Source organism: Nocardia cerradoensis NBRC 101014 (genome assembly GCF_000308535.1).
GTDB classification, from domain to species: domain Bacteria; phylum Actinomycetota; class Actinomycetes; order Mycobacteriales; family Mycobacteriaceae; genus Nocardia; species Nocardia cerradoensis.
On record NZ_BAFW01000380.1, the window covers coordinates 1 to 14168 of the forward strand.

The following is a 14168-nucleotide window of genomic DNA, read 5'->3' on the forward strand; positions in this document are numbered from 1 at the left end:
ATCGACGCGACCGGTGCGGCCGCCGGGAATCGCATCACGTTCCAGCACGGTGACTGTGCGGCCGCGGCCGGCCAGGTGCAGTGCCGCCGACAGTCCGGCCAGCCCTGCCCCGACTACGACGATATGGTCGCTGCGACCTGTGGTCGTGCGCATGGTCTTCCTCCTCAGGGGTGGCGGGTGACGCAGATGAGTCCCATGCCGTCGAGTACGCGGCGCATCGGTTCGGGCAGGGTCGCGCTCTCGGTGGCGTGCCGCGCCTCGCCGATGCGGTCGCTGATCATCGTCTCGATCCGGGCGGGCGCTCCGGAGGCGGTGATCAGGGCGCGCAGTCTGTCGGTGGCACCGGCGTCGACAACCGGTGCCGACAGCAGCGCGTCGAGTTCGCGGCGGGCGGCGGGTTCGGCGAGCTGGCGGGTGGCGATCACGACGGTGGTCGCCTTGTGCTGAGTCAGGTCTCCGTCACCGGGTTTGCCTGTGGCATCGACGCTTCCGAAGACTCCCAGCAGGTCGTCGCGCAGCTGGAACGCCTCGCCGACGGCGCGTCCGTACCGGCTCAGCGCCGACAGGGTCGCTTCGTCGCATCCGGCCATCGCCGCGCCGAGTTCGAGTGGCCGGCGCACGGTGTAGTTGCCGGATTTCGCACGGGCCAGGGCCAGTACCTGCCCGAAATCCGGTTCCGTGCGGACGTCGTTGAGCAGATCGCCGAACTGTCCCACCGCCAGCTCGATACGCATCGCGTCGAAGCGAGGCCACACGCGGTGGAGGCAATCGGGGCGTATTCCGCTGTCGCGCAGCATCTTGTCGGCCCAGACCAGGCAGATATCGCCGAGGAGCACGGCCGCCGACTCGCCGAAACGTGCGGCGTCGCCGGGCATTCGACGATCTCGGTGCGCGTCGGCGAAGGCGACGTGTCCGGTGGGCGCGCCGCGACGCAGCGCCGACTCGTCCATCACATCGTCCTGGATCAACGCGAAGGCGTGGACCAGTTCCAGCGCGGCGGCGGCGCGCAGCGCGGCGGCGTCCGGGGCCTCGCCACATAACCAGCCGATGTACATGAACGTCGATCGCAGGCATTTGCCGCCGGCCACGTATCGGCGTGCGATGTCGTCGACGGCGATCCCGTGGACGGCGCCGATCCGGTTCTCGCGCAGGAAGGCGTCCAGTTCGGTCAGCACTCGATCCCGCACCGCGGCACGCCATCGTGCGACCCCGTCCGCCACGTTCACCGGGTGATCGGCCAGAATCGTTGCGGGGGAACACAATCGGCGTGAATTGTCGATGGTGACGCTCACGTCCACTCCTCGGTTCGGTGGTGCGGCGATAGTGGTGCCGGCTGGTCTGCGGGGCGGGGATCGGGGCCGCGTTTTCCGGCCCGGCTGGGGATCCTCCCTCGACGCCCGAACCCAAGGCTACCGCAAACGATGCACAAATGATGCAGTGAAAACCGTATTCATCTGCCGTGCTGGACTGCGCGCCGCGAAGCCGTAGTGAGAGTCGGCGATCCACTCGTTCGAGGTAGGTCCAGTTCGGAAGAGTGTCGCTGCGATCAGATGCAAGCAAAGACGAGGATGCATCGTTTACGCATCGAATTGCGGGTATTCTGGCTGAGACGAACCAATCAGAGGAGGCCCTCATGTCTCGTTCTTCCGCGCGTCGCGCGCTGTTCGCTCTCGTCTCCGGCGGCGGTATCGCGTTGACCTCGGCCGCGCTGCTGGCCACGCCCGCCCAAGCCGACTCCACCAGCTGCCCGGCGCCGGGCGCCACATCGGTCGCCGACACGGGGGCCGACGCCGCGTGTTCGGCCACCAGTACCGGCGGGAGCGCGGCTGCCGCCTATGGCATCAACGGTACGGCCAGCGCGAACGCGGGGCCGACGAGTTTGTCGCTGGCCATCGCGCAGGGTGGTGGCACCGCCCGGTCCGCCTCGGGGCCGTGGTCGGGGCCCGCGGCGATCGCGGTCGGATCCGGCGCGACCGCCGACCTGTCCGGGGTACGGCCGGGACTTGCGATCGGCATCGCGGGGCCGGGCGCCACGGTCACCGTCTCCGGCGTCGGAACGCCGGTGTGTACCGGCGGCCCGGGCTTCGCGGGCGATTTCCAGACCTTCCAGGGCTGCCTGTCGATGCGGTGACCCCACAGCCACGCCACGATCCTCGTGCCGGTTCCGCACGGGCGTCGGGTGGGCTGGTAAACCGGCGTGACAGCGGCGCAAGTGTGAGCGATCGGGATCTCGGCGCGTAGTCTCGAACGCGGCAACCCGCCGGCGTCTGTGTCTGGTTGTGCCGGCTTCCCTCGAACTCCCGGGAGTCGATGTGGAACCACTGACCGAGCGGCTGCGCCGCGACCGCGCGGATCGGGCGAGCGCTGTCGCCGCCGCGCTGAGTGCCCGGAATGTCGACGCCGTGGCTGTCACCTGGGTCGACACCGGCGGCATCGTCCGGATGAAAGCCGTTCCGGTGGAACGGTTCTCGCATGCGGCGGCCTGGGGCATCGGGGCGTCACCGGTCTTCGACGCCTTCCTGGTCGACGACTCCATCCTGACCGAACACGTCGCCGGTGGCCCGACCGGTGACCTGCGGCTGTACCCCGATGTCGAGCGGGCCACCGCCGTGGCCGCGCTACCGGGCTGGGGATGGGCGCCGGCGGATCGTTACACGCAGAGTGGCACCCCGCATCCACGCGATTCGCGGTTGCTGCTGCGCCGTCTCGTCGCCGAACTGGCCGGCGACGGCTACGAATTGCGCACCGCGATCGAATTCGAATGGACGGTATCGCGCCCCGACCCGCTCGACCCGGACACCTTCAGGCCGGCCACGTCGGCGCCCGCCTACGGCATGGCCAGACTCGGCGAACTGGCCCCGTACCTGCGCGATGTGGTGACGAAAGTGCGCGACAGCGGCATCGGCGTCGAGCAGATCCATCCCGAATACGAGGTGGGCCAGTTCGAACTGTCGATCGCCTCCGCCGATCCCGTTCGCACCGCCGACAACGCCGTGCTGGTGCGCGAGGTCGTCCGGGCCGTCAGTCACGCGCACGGATTGCGGGCGACGTTCAGCCCGATGGTCGTGCCCGGTGTCGTCGGCAACGGTGGCCACGTCCACCTGAGCCTGTGGCGCGACGGTGTGAATCGGATGTGCGGCGGTCCCGGTCCGTTCGGCATCGGTGCGGAGGGGGAGCACTTCGCCGCCGGGATCCTGGACCATCTGCCCGCGCTGCTGGCCGTCGGCTGCCCGGCGGTGGCCGGCTATCTGCGATTGCAGCCCAGCCATTGGGCCGGGGTCTTCCGATGCTGGGGGTTGGAGAACCGCGAGGCCGCGCTTCGCTACATCACCGGAAGCGAGGGCGAACGCGACCGCGCGGCCAATATCGAGATCAAGACCTTCGACGCCGCCGCCAACCCCTACCTGGCATTGGCGGGCCTGCTGGCGGCGGGACGGGCGGGCCTGCGCGCGGGCGCGACCCTGCCCGAACCGGTCGCCGGCGATCCGGCTCGCCTCGACTCCGCCACCCGGTCGGCGCGCGGGATCACCCCGTTGCCCACCACGCTCGCGGACGCGGTGGCGGCTTTCGATGCCGACGAGGTGCTGTGGGCGGCATTCGGCGACGACCTCGCCGACACCATCGGAAGCGTCCGGCGCGGTGAGATCGCGCTGTTCGCCGAAGCTACGCCCGAGCAGATCACCGACGCGTGCCGGTGGAGGTACTGACCCGCGCGGTCGTCAGCTCGCCGCCGGCTCCGTACTTCCGGCTCGTTCGAGCAGTGAGCGCACGAACGCCAGATGGCCGGGCACCACGCCGAACCACACATCCGGCGCGCGCGTGCCGCGCATGGCCACGAAGGTCGACAGTGCGACCACGCCGTCGCGGATCTCGAGTGCCAGTTCGCCGTGGAAGCCGAGTCCCGAATCGGCCCGCAGCAGAAGGCATTCCGGTGCGGAGAAGGTGATGCGCCAGCCGCCGACCGTCTCGGGCGCGCCGGGGGTGAGGTCGAGTTGGATACCGGCCCACGCCGCACGCAATCGCGTCCGGACCTCCTCGGGGACGTCCTCCATGATCGTGCGGGCCCACTGCTCGGCGGTGCGGCCGGTGGCGGTGGGGGTTTCCAGTACGTGGCTGTCGATGTAGACGACGTCGTCCAGGGTGGTGAGGCTGAGCAGCTCGGCGGTGATGCCGCATTGGCGGACGCCGGGGGAGGTGTGCACGGACATGACGAGAACCTTCTGGTTTCGGTACTGCACGATAGATACAGAACAGTACTGTATCTATCGAAGGGTGATCTAATCAAGGGCGTAACGAGCCGGTCGAGAAGGAGGACGTGATGGCGCCACCGGTGCGAACTCCGCGGCGGGCGTGGGTCGACGCCGGACTCTCCGTGCTCGAGCATCAGGGCCCCGACGCGGTCCGGGTGGAGGCGCTGGCGGCGCAACTCGGCGTGACTCGCGGTGGTTTCTACCGGCAGTTCCGCTCCCGCGACGAACTACTCGAGGCGATGCTCGACGACTGGGAGCGCCGTGCCGTCGACGATGTGCGCGAAGAAGTCGAACGCGAGGGCGGCGACCCGAAGCGCAAGATCCGGCGGGCGGGCACGCTCACCTTCGCCCAGGATTTGACGCCGCTGGACCTCGCCATCCGGGCCTGGGCCCGGCGCGATCCGGACGTGGAGGCACGGCTGCGGAAAGTGGACAACGCCAGAATGGACTACCTGCGCACGCTCCTGCGGAACTCCGGCGTCGCCTCCGAGGACGTGGAAGCGGTTGCGCTGCTGTCCTTTTCGATGGTCATCGCCAACCACCTGATCAAGGCCGAACACCCCGGACAGAGCAGATCTGAGGTGCTCGCCCACGCCGCGCGGCTGCTGTTCGACTGACCGCGCGGGCATACTGGCGGGGTGAGCGATGAACAAGGCGTTCCGTCCTTCCACATCGACCAGGTAGACCACCCGGAACAGGACCTGATCGTCCGCATACTCGACAGTCAGGCCGCCCTACCCGGCGTGGTGCGGATGCGCGAATGGGCACGTGCCGCGCTGGCGTTGCGACCCGGCGAAACGGCCCTCGACCTGGGCTCGGGCACCGGCACCGAAGTGGTGGAGCTGGCCGCTCAGGTGGGGGAGTCCGGGCGGGCCATCGGTATCGATCCGAATCCGTCGATGCTCACGGTGGCGCGCGAGCGCGCCGCCGACGTGAAGGCCGAATTCATCGAGGGATCGGCCTACGATCTGCCGCTGCCGGACGCATCCGTCGACGCGGTTCGCTGCGAGCGGGTCTATCAACACCTCGACGATCCGGCGAAGGCCACCGCCGAGATCGCGCGGGTGCTGCGGCCGGGCGGACGGGTCGTGCTGATCGACAGCGACTGGTCGACGGCCATCTTCCATCCCGGCGATCCGGAGGTCGTCGCGGCATTGCAGCAGCGGATGGAAACCAACAGTCCGAATCGCAACTCCGGCAGGCATTTACGAGGCCGGCTGGTCGAGGCGGGGCTGGTGATCGACGATATCGGTTCCGAGGCCGTGATCTGGGAGCCGGAGGCGATCCTCCCGATGTTCACGGCCGTCACCGAGCGAGGTGTGGCCGACGGATTGATCACCGCCGAGCAGCGCGATCGCGTGCTCGCCGATGTCCGGCGTGCTGCCGAGAGCGGCGACTATCACTTCTCGGTGACCATGTTCGCGGTCGTGGCGCACCAACCCTGACCCTCGCTCACGACGCGACCGGATCCGCCACCGGCGGCCGTCGCGCCGCGAGCGCGGCAGCCACCGCCGCCGCGACGATGGTCACCAGCGCACCCAGCATCATCGCGGCCGCCTCGGCCGGAACCAGCACATGCAGCTGGGTGCCGACGGTGACGGCCGCGACCGGCACACCGATCTGCGCGGCGGCCAGCGCGCCGAACGTGACCGGCTGTCCCAGCAGCCGCATGAGCAGATGCACCAGCAGCGCACCGGCTCCCAGTGCGAGCCCGAGCAGGATCAGCCGCGGGCGGTCGGCGAATTCCCGCAGATTCAGCCGAGCGCCCAGCCAGACGAAGAACAGGGGAGCGAGGAATCCGTCGGTCGCGGCGAACAATTGCCGCGCTACCCGGCGCGGTTCGCCGACGGCCGCGACGGCCAGCCCGGCCGCGAACCCGGCCAGCATGATCGAGACGTGTGTGCGGGTGGCGAGGGCCGCCATCCCGAACACGATGGCCAGACTGACCCGTAGCTCGAGGGCGAATTTGCGGCGCTCGGAGACCCGATGCGCACGCCGGCGCAGACCGGATCGTTCCAGCCACCGCAGCAGGAAGAACAACAGCAGCGCGGTGCCGATCACCGCCAGCGCGCCCAGTGCCGCGCGTCCGGCGTTGCCGGCGTCGATCACCAGCGGTAGCGCGACGATCGACGCGGTGTCGGCGATGGCCACCTGCGCCGTGAGCTCCAGCACCGATCTGCCCTGTAGCCCTTGGGAATCGATGATCGGCAGCACCAGTGCCGCGGAGGAGGAGGCGAGCAGGACCGCATAGATCGCGCCGTGCCCGGTGGCGAAGAACGCGGCCAGCAGGTAGCCGATGACGGCCGCGGCCGCACCGACCAGCACCGCGCGTACGGCGCCCATTCCGAGTGCCGAACGGATCCGCGGATCACGAATCGGGACATGAGTGCCGGCCACGAACATCACCAATGCGAAACCCATATCGGCCAGGAAGGCGAACACCGGATCCGAGGCATCGAGCAGCCCGAATCCGGTGACGCCGCAGATGATTCCGGCCAGCAGTTCGCCGACTATCACCGGTATGTGCCAGGCTTCGCGCCACGCCAGCAACGGTCCCGCCAGCCCGAGCGCCAGCACCAGGGCCAGGGTGGACAAACTCATCGTGCCTACTTCTTCCGCTCGACCTGCTGCCGTTCGACGTCGTCCACACTGTCCGCCGTGCAACACTCCCGGTCACGCCGACACGCCGTCACCTGTGCTCGGCGCCGTGCCCGGCCGCATGCGCGCAGAGCCGGGCACGGCGGTGGCTCAGTGCGTGGCGCCCTGGGCGTGTTCGGCCTGCAGCTGGTTGTATTTCTGTGTGCCCGCGGCGATTCCGACCGGAATGGCGACCGCGATTCCGCCGACACTCGCACCGAGGCCGCCCACCGCGACCAGGCCGACCAGGCAGGCCGCGGCCATCGCGGGCACGGTCATGGTGCCGGCGGTGGCGACGGAGATCAGGGTGCCGCCGGTGGCGATACCCAGGGGGCAGCCGATCGCCGCGCCGACCACCGAACCGGCCATACCGCCGACCGCCATCGCCAGACCCATGTGCGGTCCGGCCGCCGCGACGGCCTGGTTGAGGTCCGACATCTGCGTGTCGGCGACCTGATTCGGCTGTGCCGCAGTGGGTTCCACGGTTCCGGCGACGGTCTGGGACGGCGTCGCCGGTGGGGCGGACTCGGTGGTCGCGGGAACCTCGATCGGAGTTCCGAGCAGTGTCCTACCGGCGCCGTCGCGAATATCGAACTGTCCGGGGCGCACCGCCACCGCGCCGAACGGAGTCTGCAGCGCCGCGGTGCCGGTGGTCGTGTCGTCCTGGTAGCGGATGCCGGGACCCAGGTCCGTACTGGTCCAATCCGATTGCGGGGCAACGGATGCGGGGGCAGTGGGGACGGGGGCAGTGGGGACGGGGGCGACGGCCTCGCCCTGGGCGGCCCCGGCCGCCGCGACGACGGCGGTGGCGAGCAGGGTGGACACGGCGATGGTCCGGGTGGTGGTCTTCATGAAATTCTTCCGCTCTGATCGGTGGGCGAGTGTCGATTACCGTGCGTTGCCGTCGGCCGGCATCGACTGTGCGATCAGGCCTTTGGAATGTAGCGAGTTGTACTGGTCGCCCACCGCGTTCGCCAAGCTCGGTCCGCCGGTGACGATGCCGCCGGCCATGCCGCCGAGGAAACCGAGTGTGCCCGCGCCGAGAATGCATCCGCCCACGACGCCGATCGGGGTCAGCACCGGGACCGGAATGGTCAGCGTGCCGCCGGTGATCGCGCCGAGCGGACAGCCGACCGCCAGGCCGGCCGCCGTGCCCACGACCTGACCGACCGTCGAGTCGTCGGCCCACGCACCGGCGATGGTGTCGAATGCGTTCAGGTACTCCGTGGTCGGATCGACCGGCGTACCGGCGGGGGCCGGATCGACCGGCGTACCGGCGGGGGCCGGATCGACCCGGGTGCCCGGCTCGCCCGCGACCGTGGCGGTCGCGGGCGACCCAGACTCGGCGAAGGCCGGAGCGGCGATGCCGACCGTGGCGGATGTGGCGAGAACCGCGATCGCGGCTGCGCGAATGACGTGACGCATGATTCTTCTTTCTCGATGCCTGATATCGCCCGTGCCCTCTCGATTGGTGAACCGAGGGTTCTCACGAGCCGTCCGTACATTAGCCACCCGCGCTTCGCGCCGGCGCGGGGCGGTCGGAGACGATCAGGCCGAGAGATCTACATCGGCACCACGGTTTTCAGCCAGCCGGTCCGGCGCAGATCGAAGGCCTCGTAGGCGTCGATCATCGACTGCGGTTCGGCGTGCTGGGTGATGAACCGGGTGGGATCGAGATCGCCGCGCCCCACCTTGTCGAGTAGACCGGGCACATAGCGATGGTGATTGCAGTTGCCGCCCTGCACGGTGAGATTGCGGTTGAGGACGACCCCGAGCGGGAATCGGTCGAAGGTGGGCGGATATACGCCGATCACCCCGACCGAACCGGCCTTGGCGACCGCCTGCACCGCCCAGCGCCCGGCCAGACTCGGTGCGTCGCCGACCAGCCACTGACCGGAATCGGTATTGCCCTCGGGTGCGGCGAGCCGGCGTTCTTCCTCGAAGACGTCGGTCTCGACCGGCAGGTTGTCCGCCGCCGGACCTTGCTCGGGCCGCTGGGCGTCGACTCCGACCGCGTCGATGACGCGATCGGCGCCGATCCCGCCGGTCAGCTCGCGGGTCACCGCGACCGGATCCTCCCGGTGGAAGTCGATCGGTTCGGCGTTCTGGGCGCGTGCGGTCTCGAGCCGGTCGGCGATCCCGTCGACCACCAGCACCCGGCCGGCGCCCTGTCGAAACGCCGACGCGATCGCGCACTGCCCGACGACGCCCGCGCCGAGGACCAGCACGGTGTCACCCTCGCTGACCTGCGCGAGCCGGGCGCCGAACCACCCGGTCGGCAGCACGTCGGAGACCATGATCGCCTGGTCGTCGGATACCCCCTCGGGCACCTTCACCAGGGTGTTGTTCGCGTACGGGATGCGCGCGTACTCGGCCTGCAGGCCGTCGACCGGTCCGGTGGTCTCCGGGCCGCCGAAGAAGCTGGTGCCGGCCAGCGGGCCGTTCGGATTGGCCGTATCGCATTGGGCGGTATAGCCGCTGCGGCAGTACGCGCAGTGCCCACACGACACCGTGGAGCACACGACCACGCGGTCGCCCGGCGCGAAACCGCGCACCGCCGAACCGGTGTCGACGACCGTGCCGACGGCCTCGTGGCCGAGGACGGTCCCGGGCACCATGCCGGGCATCGTGCCGCGCACCAGATGCAGATCGGTACCGCAGATCGCGGACGAGGTGATCTGCACGATGGCGTCGGTGGGTTCCTGGATCTTCGGATCGTCGACGACGTCGAGACGGATATCGCCGACACCGTGCCAGACAACTGCTTTCACGTTCACTCCTCGATAGCGGGTTCGGATGTGGTGCTCGTGGCGGGCGCCGGTGACCGGTCACTGGACGCCCTACCCCGGGGAGGCGGAGATATTCCGTCGCGACCCGTGCGAAAACGGTTCGATTCGTACCCGCCGGGTATGCGGTGAACAGGCGTCGACCAGGCGCTCGCACATCCGCTCGGGCCACCACCCGGAACTTGGTTCTCTGTGCCGAAGAAGGGTGGGGTCCATCCCGGCACAGGGGTAGTGTGGCGAACGGGGCCGTATTCGAATCTGCTTGGAGGAGTGATGTTTCCGAGCGAAGGGGAGCCGCGACCGGGGCCGCCGTTCGACGGGGTCGCGGACGCCGAATGCGGCCCGCATCCCGATCTGAGGGCCGTCGTCCGGGAACGTTCCCATGCCGCGATCCTGTGCTTCCGTGGTGAGGCCGACACCGCGGCTCTGGCCGTGTGGCGAGAGCTCATCCGCTCGGGTGCGGCTTTCGCGCGGCAAGCCGGCGGCCACCTGGTGATCGATACGACGCGTCTGAGATTTCTCGGCTGGCGCGCACTGGCGGTGCTGGCCGAGGAGGCCGACCGGTTGCCGGTCGAACTAGCGCTGGTCACCTCCAGCCCGACGGTCGCCCGCATGGTGGACGCGGGCGATATCGACGCCCATGTGCCGTTGTACGGCACCGTTGTGGAGGCGCTGGGGCCGGTAGCCCCCGTCGGCCCGCCGCGACCGGCATCGAGTACCTCACCCACCCCGTCCCGCGGACGACACCGGCCGTCGGTCCGGACCGCCTGCCCGAAAGCCGAGTGATCGCCCTCATGGACGAAACCCTGGTCGGCGACCGGTCCGAATCGGACACCGAGACGGTGCGGGTGCCGCAGGATCTGATCGTCGCCGGCGCATCCGCCGGCGGCGTGGAAGCGTTGCGCGAATTCGTCCGCGGGCTACCGCCGGATCTCGACGCCGCGGTCGCGGTCGTCCTGCATATGCCGCCGCACGGCGCGAGCGCGCTGCCGGCCATTCTGAACCGGACCGGGCCGCTTCCGGCCGTCGCCGCCGCCGACGGCATGCCACTGCGATCCGGTGTGGTGTACGTGGCGGTGCCCGATCGCCATCTGGTCGTCACCTCGACGCATCTACATCTGTCGCGAGGCCCCACCGAGAACGGCCACCGGCCGGGCGTGGACGCGCTGTTCCGGTCGGCGGCCATGTCCTGGGCGCCGCGAGTGGCCTGCGTCGTGTTGTCCGGCACCTTGGACGACGGAACCGCAGGCGCCGCATTGGTGACCAACCGCGGCGGTGTCGTGGCGGTGCAGGAGCCGCACGACGCGCTGTATCGCGGTATGCCGCAGAACGTCTTGGATTCCGTCGCAGTCGATTTGGTGCTTCCGGCGCGAGATCTGGGCAAGGCGGTCGCCGATCGGCTCCGCACTCGCCACCGGGCGCCGGACCCGCCGGACGCATCCGAACTGCAGCGTCTGGAAGCGAGTATCGATGCGGGCGCCGTACCCGGTAACGACGGCGTGGCCGCGATGGCGCGCCCGTCCGGACTCACCTGCCCGGACTGCAACGGCGTTCTCTACGTGCTCGAGGACAGCGGCCGCTACCGGTGCCGGGTCGGGCACGCATGGACCGCCGAGGCATTGCTGATCCAGCAGAAGGTCGAGGTCGACAAGGCGCTGTGGACCGCGCTGCGCGCTCTCGAGGAGAAACAGCGGCTGGCCGAGCGGATGACCGAGGATGCCGCCCGTCACGGCGACGACCGGCTGTCCCAGCGCTATCGGGATCAGGGCGCCGAGCAGGCCGCCGCGATCGAAACACTGCGTAAGCTGCTCGTCGACCGTTCCACGAACTGAAGGAGCGGTAGGTTGATCGGGTGGACGAGGACAAGGCACCCGGCAGTGCCCGCGGATTCGAGGAGATCCTCCAGTATCTGAAGGAAGCTCGCGGATTCGATTTCACCGGCTACAAACGCAGCAGCCTCATGCGGCGCGTGGACCGGCGCATGTCCCAACTCGGCGTGAGCGATTATGTCGAATACCTGGACGTGCTGCAGGCCAATGCGGACGAATTCGTCGCGCTGTTCAACACCATACTGATCAACGTGACGGGATTCTTCCGCGATCCCGACGCGTGGGACTATCTGCAGTCCGACATCATTCCCACGATGCTGGGCGAGCGCGGCCCCGAGGAACCGATCCGGGTCTGGTGCGCCGGATGTGCCTCCGGCGAGGAGGCCTACAGCCTGGCCATCGTGCTCGCCGAAGCGATGGGCATCGAGGAATTCCGGCAGCGGGTCAAGATCTATGCCACCGATGTCGACGAGGAGGCGCTCGCCGTCGCACGGCACGCCACCTATACCGAGAAGGAGATCAGCCCGCTCGGCGCGGACCTGATCCAGCGCTATTTCGAACCGGCCTCGGGACGATACGGCTTCCGCAAGGATCTGCGGCGCTCGGTGATCTTCGGTCGCAACGACCTGGTCCAGGACGCACCGATCTCCCGCATCGATCTGCTGGCGTGCCGGAATACGCTGATGTATTTCAACGCCGAAACGCAGACCAAGGTGCTCGACAAATTCCATTTCGCCCTGTCGCAGCGCGGTCTGCTGTTCCTGGGCAAGGCCGAAATGCTGCTGAGCCACAGCCGCATCTTCGACGCCGTGGATCTCAAGCGACGGATATTCCGCAAGGTTCCGGCCGCGCGGGTCGACGTCGGATCCGTGTTCGGGCGCACCCTGGTGCACGATCGCCGCGACACCGAGCAGATCGAATCCCTGTGCGCCCTGGCCTTTTCCGCGGGTCCGGTCGCGCAGGTGGTACTCGGCCGAGACGATGTGATCGTACTGGCCAACGACCAGGGTAAGCATCTGTTCGGCCTGACGGACCGGGATGTGGGCCGGCCGCTGCGTGATCTCGAATTGTCTTACCGCCCTTTGGAATTGCGCGGCTATATCGATCAGGTGCGCGCCGACCGCCGGGCGGTGCGGGTCAAAGACGTCGAATGGCAGCGTGGGCCGGGGGAGGTGCTGGCACTCGAGGTGCACGTGTCGCCGCTACTGGCCGACGATGTGGCGATCGGAATCTCACTGGTCTTTCACGATGTCAGCGCGACGCGCCGGTTGCTGTCCGAACTGCACCATGCCAACGAGCAACGGGAATCGGCCTACGAGGAATTGCAGTCGACGAACGAGGAACTCGAGACGACGAACGAGGAATTGCAGTCGACCGTCGAGGAACTCGAGACCACCAACGAGGAACTGCAGTCCACGAACGAGGAACTCGAGACCACCAACGAGGAACTGCAGTCGACCAACGACGAACTGCAGACGATCAATACCGAATTGCGGGAGCGCAGTACCGAACTCGATGACGTGAACGAATTCTTCGCCTCGATCATGGGTTCCTGGCACGCGGGTGTCGCCGTGGTGGACACCTCGATGCGAATCGTGGTCTGGAACGCGGGTGCGGAAGATCTGTGGGGCCTGCGGCCCGAGGAGGCTGAGGGCGAGCATCTGCTCAATCTCGATATCGGCCTTCCGGTTTCGGAATTGCGGCCGGTGGTGCGGCCCGCGCTGTCCGACCCCGCCTACGAGCGCGAGGTTCGGCTCGACAGTGTCAATCGGCGCGGCCGGGCGGTCGTGATCCGGGTGGTCTGTACATCGCTCAGCGACCGCAGCGGTAAGCCGTCGGGCGCGATTCTGGTCATGGAGCCGGTGGAGCCGGAGGCCGCGGTCAGCTGACCTGCCGGTTCCGCGCGGTCGCCAGTGTCGCCCACACCACCTTGCCGGTCGGCCACCGCGGCGCGCATCCCCAGGCCGAAGCCAATTCCGCCACGATGTGCAGGCCGTGCAACCGGCGTCCGGCGGAGCCCGGTTCGGGCTCGCGCAGCACCGCTTCGTGGGGGTCGGGATCGGCGATCGCGATGGTGAGCAGGTCTTCGCGATATTCCAGACGCACGTCGATATCGGGGACGCCCGTGAAATGGCCGTGGAGGTCGGCGTTGTCGATGAATTCGGTGGCGATGATCTGCGCGGCCTCGCTGATCCCGGCGATGTCCCATTCGGCGCAGACCTCGTCGATGAGCCGGCGCACCCGATGTCCGGTGACCGGCGACAGCGTCATGGTCATCGCGGCCCGGCGCCGGATCGGCGGTTCGGCCGCCGCGGCGACGGCAGCGTCAACGCTCGGCTGCACCGCCAGGAACCGGCGGATCGCGCTGCGTCCGAGCCGGCGGCGTAGGGCGTCGTCCTCGGCGACCAGCAGGATCGGCACACCCGGCCAGTTCGCGGTGCGCAACCAGGCGCTGGTGAACGCGGTGAGGACGGTTTCGGTGGCGATCGTCATGCGGTCGACACAGACGATGACCGCGCGGGGCTGTTCGACGACGAACTTCACGAGGTCGTCGGTGAATCGGCGATACGTCACCGCGTCGAGCGTGATATCGGGGTCCAGCACCACACAGCGATCGATTTCCGTCGGCTCCCAGCAGATGGGCGGAACGGTAGTCATGGCGGATC

Annotated in this window: 15 protein-coding genes; 7 read left to right on the forward strand and 8 right to left on the reverse strand. The window is 68.7% G+C overall.

All coding sequences use genetic code 11. The features are described from left to right. Positions 1-153 (reverse strand): FAD-dependent oxidoreductase (locus tag ON23_RS37295; protein ID WP_157170361.1); only part of this gene is annotated, 153 nt, incomplete at its 3' end. Positions 154-164: 11 nt separating this feature from the next. Beyond that, positions 165-1292: a polyprenyl synthetase family protein gene (locus tag ON23_RS33015; RefSeq protein WP_373282270.1), complete on the reverse strand. Its 1128-nt coding sequence runs from the start codon at positions 1290-1292 to the stop codon at positions 165-167. A gap of 341 nt (positions 1293-1633) precedes the next feature. On the opposite strand from ON23_RS33015, the gene ON23_RS33020 reads away from it, so the two are divergent. Then, positions 1634-2131: a DUF6764 family protein gene (locus ON23_RS33020; protein WP_039783354.1), complete on the forward strand. Its 498-nt coding sequence runs from the start codon at positions 1634-1636 to the stop codon at positions 2129-2131. 181 nt (positions 2132-2312) lie between these two features. Then, positions 2313-3707, forward strand: a complete 1395-nt coding sequence (locus tag ON23_RS33025; RefSeq protein ID WP_245556265.1) for a type I glutamate--ammonia ligase — start codon at positions 2313-2315, stop codon at positions 3705-3707. Between the two features lie 12 nt (positions 3708-3719). Here ON23_RS33025 and ON23_RS33030 read toward each other — a convergent pair whose 3' ends face one another. After that, positions 3720-4208 carry a hypothetical protein gene (locus ON23_RS33030; RefSeq protein WP_039783392.1) on the reverse strand — a complete coding sequence of 163 codons (489 nt, stop codon included), beginning with the start codon at positions 4206-4208 and terminating at the stop codon, positions 3720-3722. A 110-nt stretch (positions 4209-4318) separates the two neighbouring features. Here ON23_RS33030 and ON23_RS33035 point away from each other — a divergent pair, with 110 nt between their 5' ends. Together ON23_RS33035 and ON23_RS33040 are read left to right on the forward strand one after the other, a co-directional pair. After that, complete coding sequence (locus ON23_RS33035) at positions 4319-4867, forward strand: TetR/AcrR family transcriptional regulator (RefSeq protein WP_039783355.1); 549 nt, start codon at positions 4319-4321, stop codon at positions 4865-4867. A 21-nt stretch (positions 4868-4888) separates the two neighbouring features. After that, positions 4889-5695, forward strand: coding sequence for a methyltransferase domain-containing protein (locus ON23_RS33040; RefSeq protein WP_039783358.1), 807 nt, complete (start codon positions 4889-4891; stop codon positions 5693-5695). Between the two features lie 7 nt (positions 5696-5702). Here the strand turns inward: ON23_RS33040 and ON23_RS33045 are convergent, their stop codons facing one another. The 4 genes from ON23_RS33045 to ON23_RS33060 form a co-directional block, all read right to left on the reverse strand. Then, positions 5703-6851 (reverse strand): cation:proton antiporter, encoded by a 1149-nt coding sequence (locus ON23_RS33045; RefSeq protein ID WP_039783359.1) that lies wholly within the window; start codon positions 6849-6851, stop codon positions 5703-5705. A 147-nt stretch (positions 6852-6998) separates the two neighbouring features. Beyond that, complete coding sequence (locus ON23_RS33050; protein WP_039783361.1) at positions 6999-7739, reverse strand: hypothetical protein; 741 nt, start codon at positions 7737-7739, stop codon at positions 6999-7001. Between the two features lie 36 nt (positions 7740-7775). Next, positions 7776-8312 carry a hypothetical protein gene (locus tag ON23_RS36380; RefSeq protein ID WP_051043691.1) on the reverse strand — a complete coding sequence of 179 codons (537 nt, stop codon included), beginning with the start codon at positions 8310-8312 and terminating at the stop codon, positions 7776-7778. Positions 8313-8449: 137 nt separating this feature from the next. Then, positions 8450-9658 carry an alcohol dehydrogenase catalytic domain-containing protein gene (locus tag ON23_RS33060; RefSeq protein WP_039783394.1) on the reverse strand — a complete coding sequence of 403 codons (1209 nt, stop codon included), beginning with the start codon at positions 9656-9658 and terminating at the stop codon, positions 8450-8452. A gap of 288 nt (positions 9659-9946) precedes the next feature. Between ON23_RS33060 and ON23_RS36385 the strand changes: the two genes are divergently transcribed. The 3 genes from ON23_RS36385 to ON23_RS33075 are packed head-to-tail and all read left to right on the forward strand — an operon-like array spanning position 9947 to position 13391. After that, positions 9947-10459: an STAS domain-containing protein gene (locus ON23_RS36385; RefSeq protein WP_051043692.1), complete on the forward strand. Its 513-nt coding sequence runs from the start codon at positions 9947-9949 to the stop codon at positions 10457-10459. 8 nt (positions 10460-10467) lie between these two features. Beyond that, the gene (locus ON23_RS33070) at positions 10468-11505 is read left to right on the forward strand and encodes a chemotaxis protein CheB (RefSeq protein WP_051043698.1); all 1038 of its coding nucleotides are present in this window, start codon (positions 10468-10470) and stop codon (positions 11503-11505) included. A 20-nt stretch (positions 11506-11525) separates the two neighbouring features. Beyond that, positions 11526-13391, forward strand: a complete 1866-nt coding sequence (locus ON23_RS33075; RefSeq protein WP_039783363.1) for a CheR family methyltransferase — start codon at positions 11526-11528, stop codon at positions 13389-13391. On the opposite strand, the gene ON23_RS33080 is transcribed toward ON23_RS33075, so the two are convergent. Beyond that, on the reverse strand, positions 13384-14160 hold the full coding sequence (locus tag ON23_RS33080; protein WP_039783365.1) for an ATP-binding protein: 777 nt from the start codon (positions 14158-14160) through the stop codon (positions 13384-13386). The two genes, ON23_RS33075 and ON23_RS33080, sit on opposite strands and share 8 nt — an antisense overlap. Positions 14161-14168 lie beyond the last annotated feature (8 nt).

Coding starts and splice junctions, on each gene's coding strand:
- ON23_RS33020 (WP_039783354.1), top strand. CDS start 1,634: ATGTCTCGTTCTTCCGCGCGTCGCGCGCTGTTCGCTCTCGTCTCCGGC.
- ON23_RS33030 (WP_039783392.1), bottom strand. CDS start 4,208: ATGTCCGTGCACACCTCCCCCGGCGTCCGCCAATGCGGCATCACCGCC.
- ON23_RS33035 (WP_039783355.1), top strand. CDS start 4,319: ATGGCGCCACCGGTGCGAACTCCGCGGCGGGCGTGGGTCGACGCCGGA.
- ON23_RS33045 (WP_039783359.1), bottom strand. CDS start 6,851: ATGAGTTTGTCCACCCTGGCCCTGGTGCTGGCGCTCGGGCTGGCGGGA.
- ON23_RS33050 (WP_039783361.1), bottom strand. CDS start 7,739: ATGAAGACCACCACCCGGACCATCGCCGTGTCCACCCTGCTCGCCACC.
- ON23_RS36380 (WP_051043691.1), bottom strand. CDS start 8,312: ATGCGTCACGTCATTCGCGCAGCCGCGATCGCGGTTCTCGCCACATCC.
- ON23_RS36385 (WP_051043692.1), top strand. CDS start 9,947: ATGTTTCCGAGCGAAGGGGAGCCGCGACCGGGGCCGCCGTTCGACGGG.
- ON23_RS33070 (WP_051043698.1), top strand. CDS start 10,468: ATGGACGAAACCCTGGTCGGCGACCGGTCCGAATCGGACACCGAGACG.
- ON23_RS33080 (WP_039783365.1), bottom strand. CDS start 14,160: ATGACTACCGTTCCGCCCATCTGCTGGGAGCCGACGGAAATCGATCGC.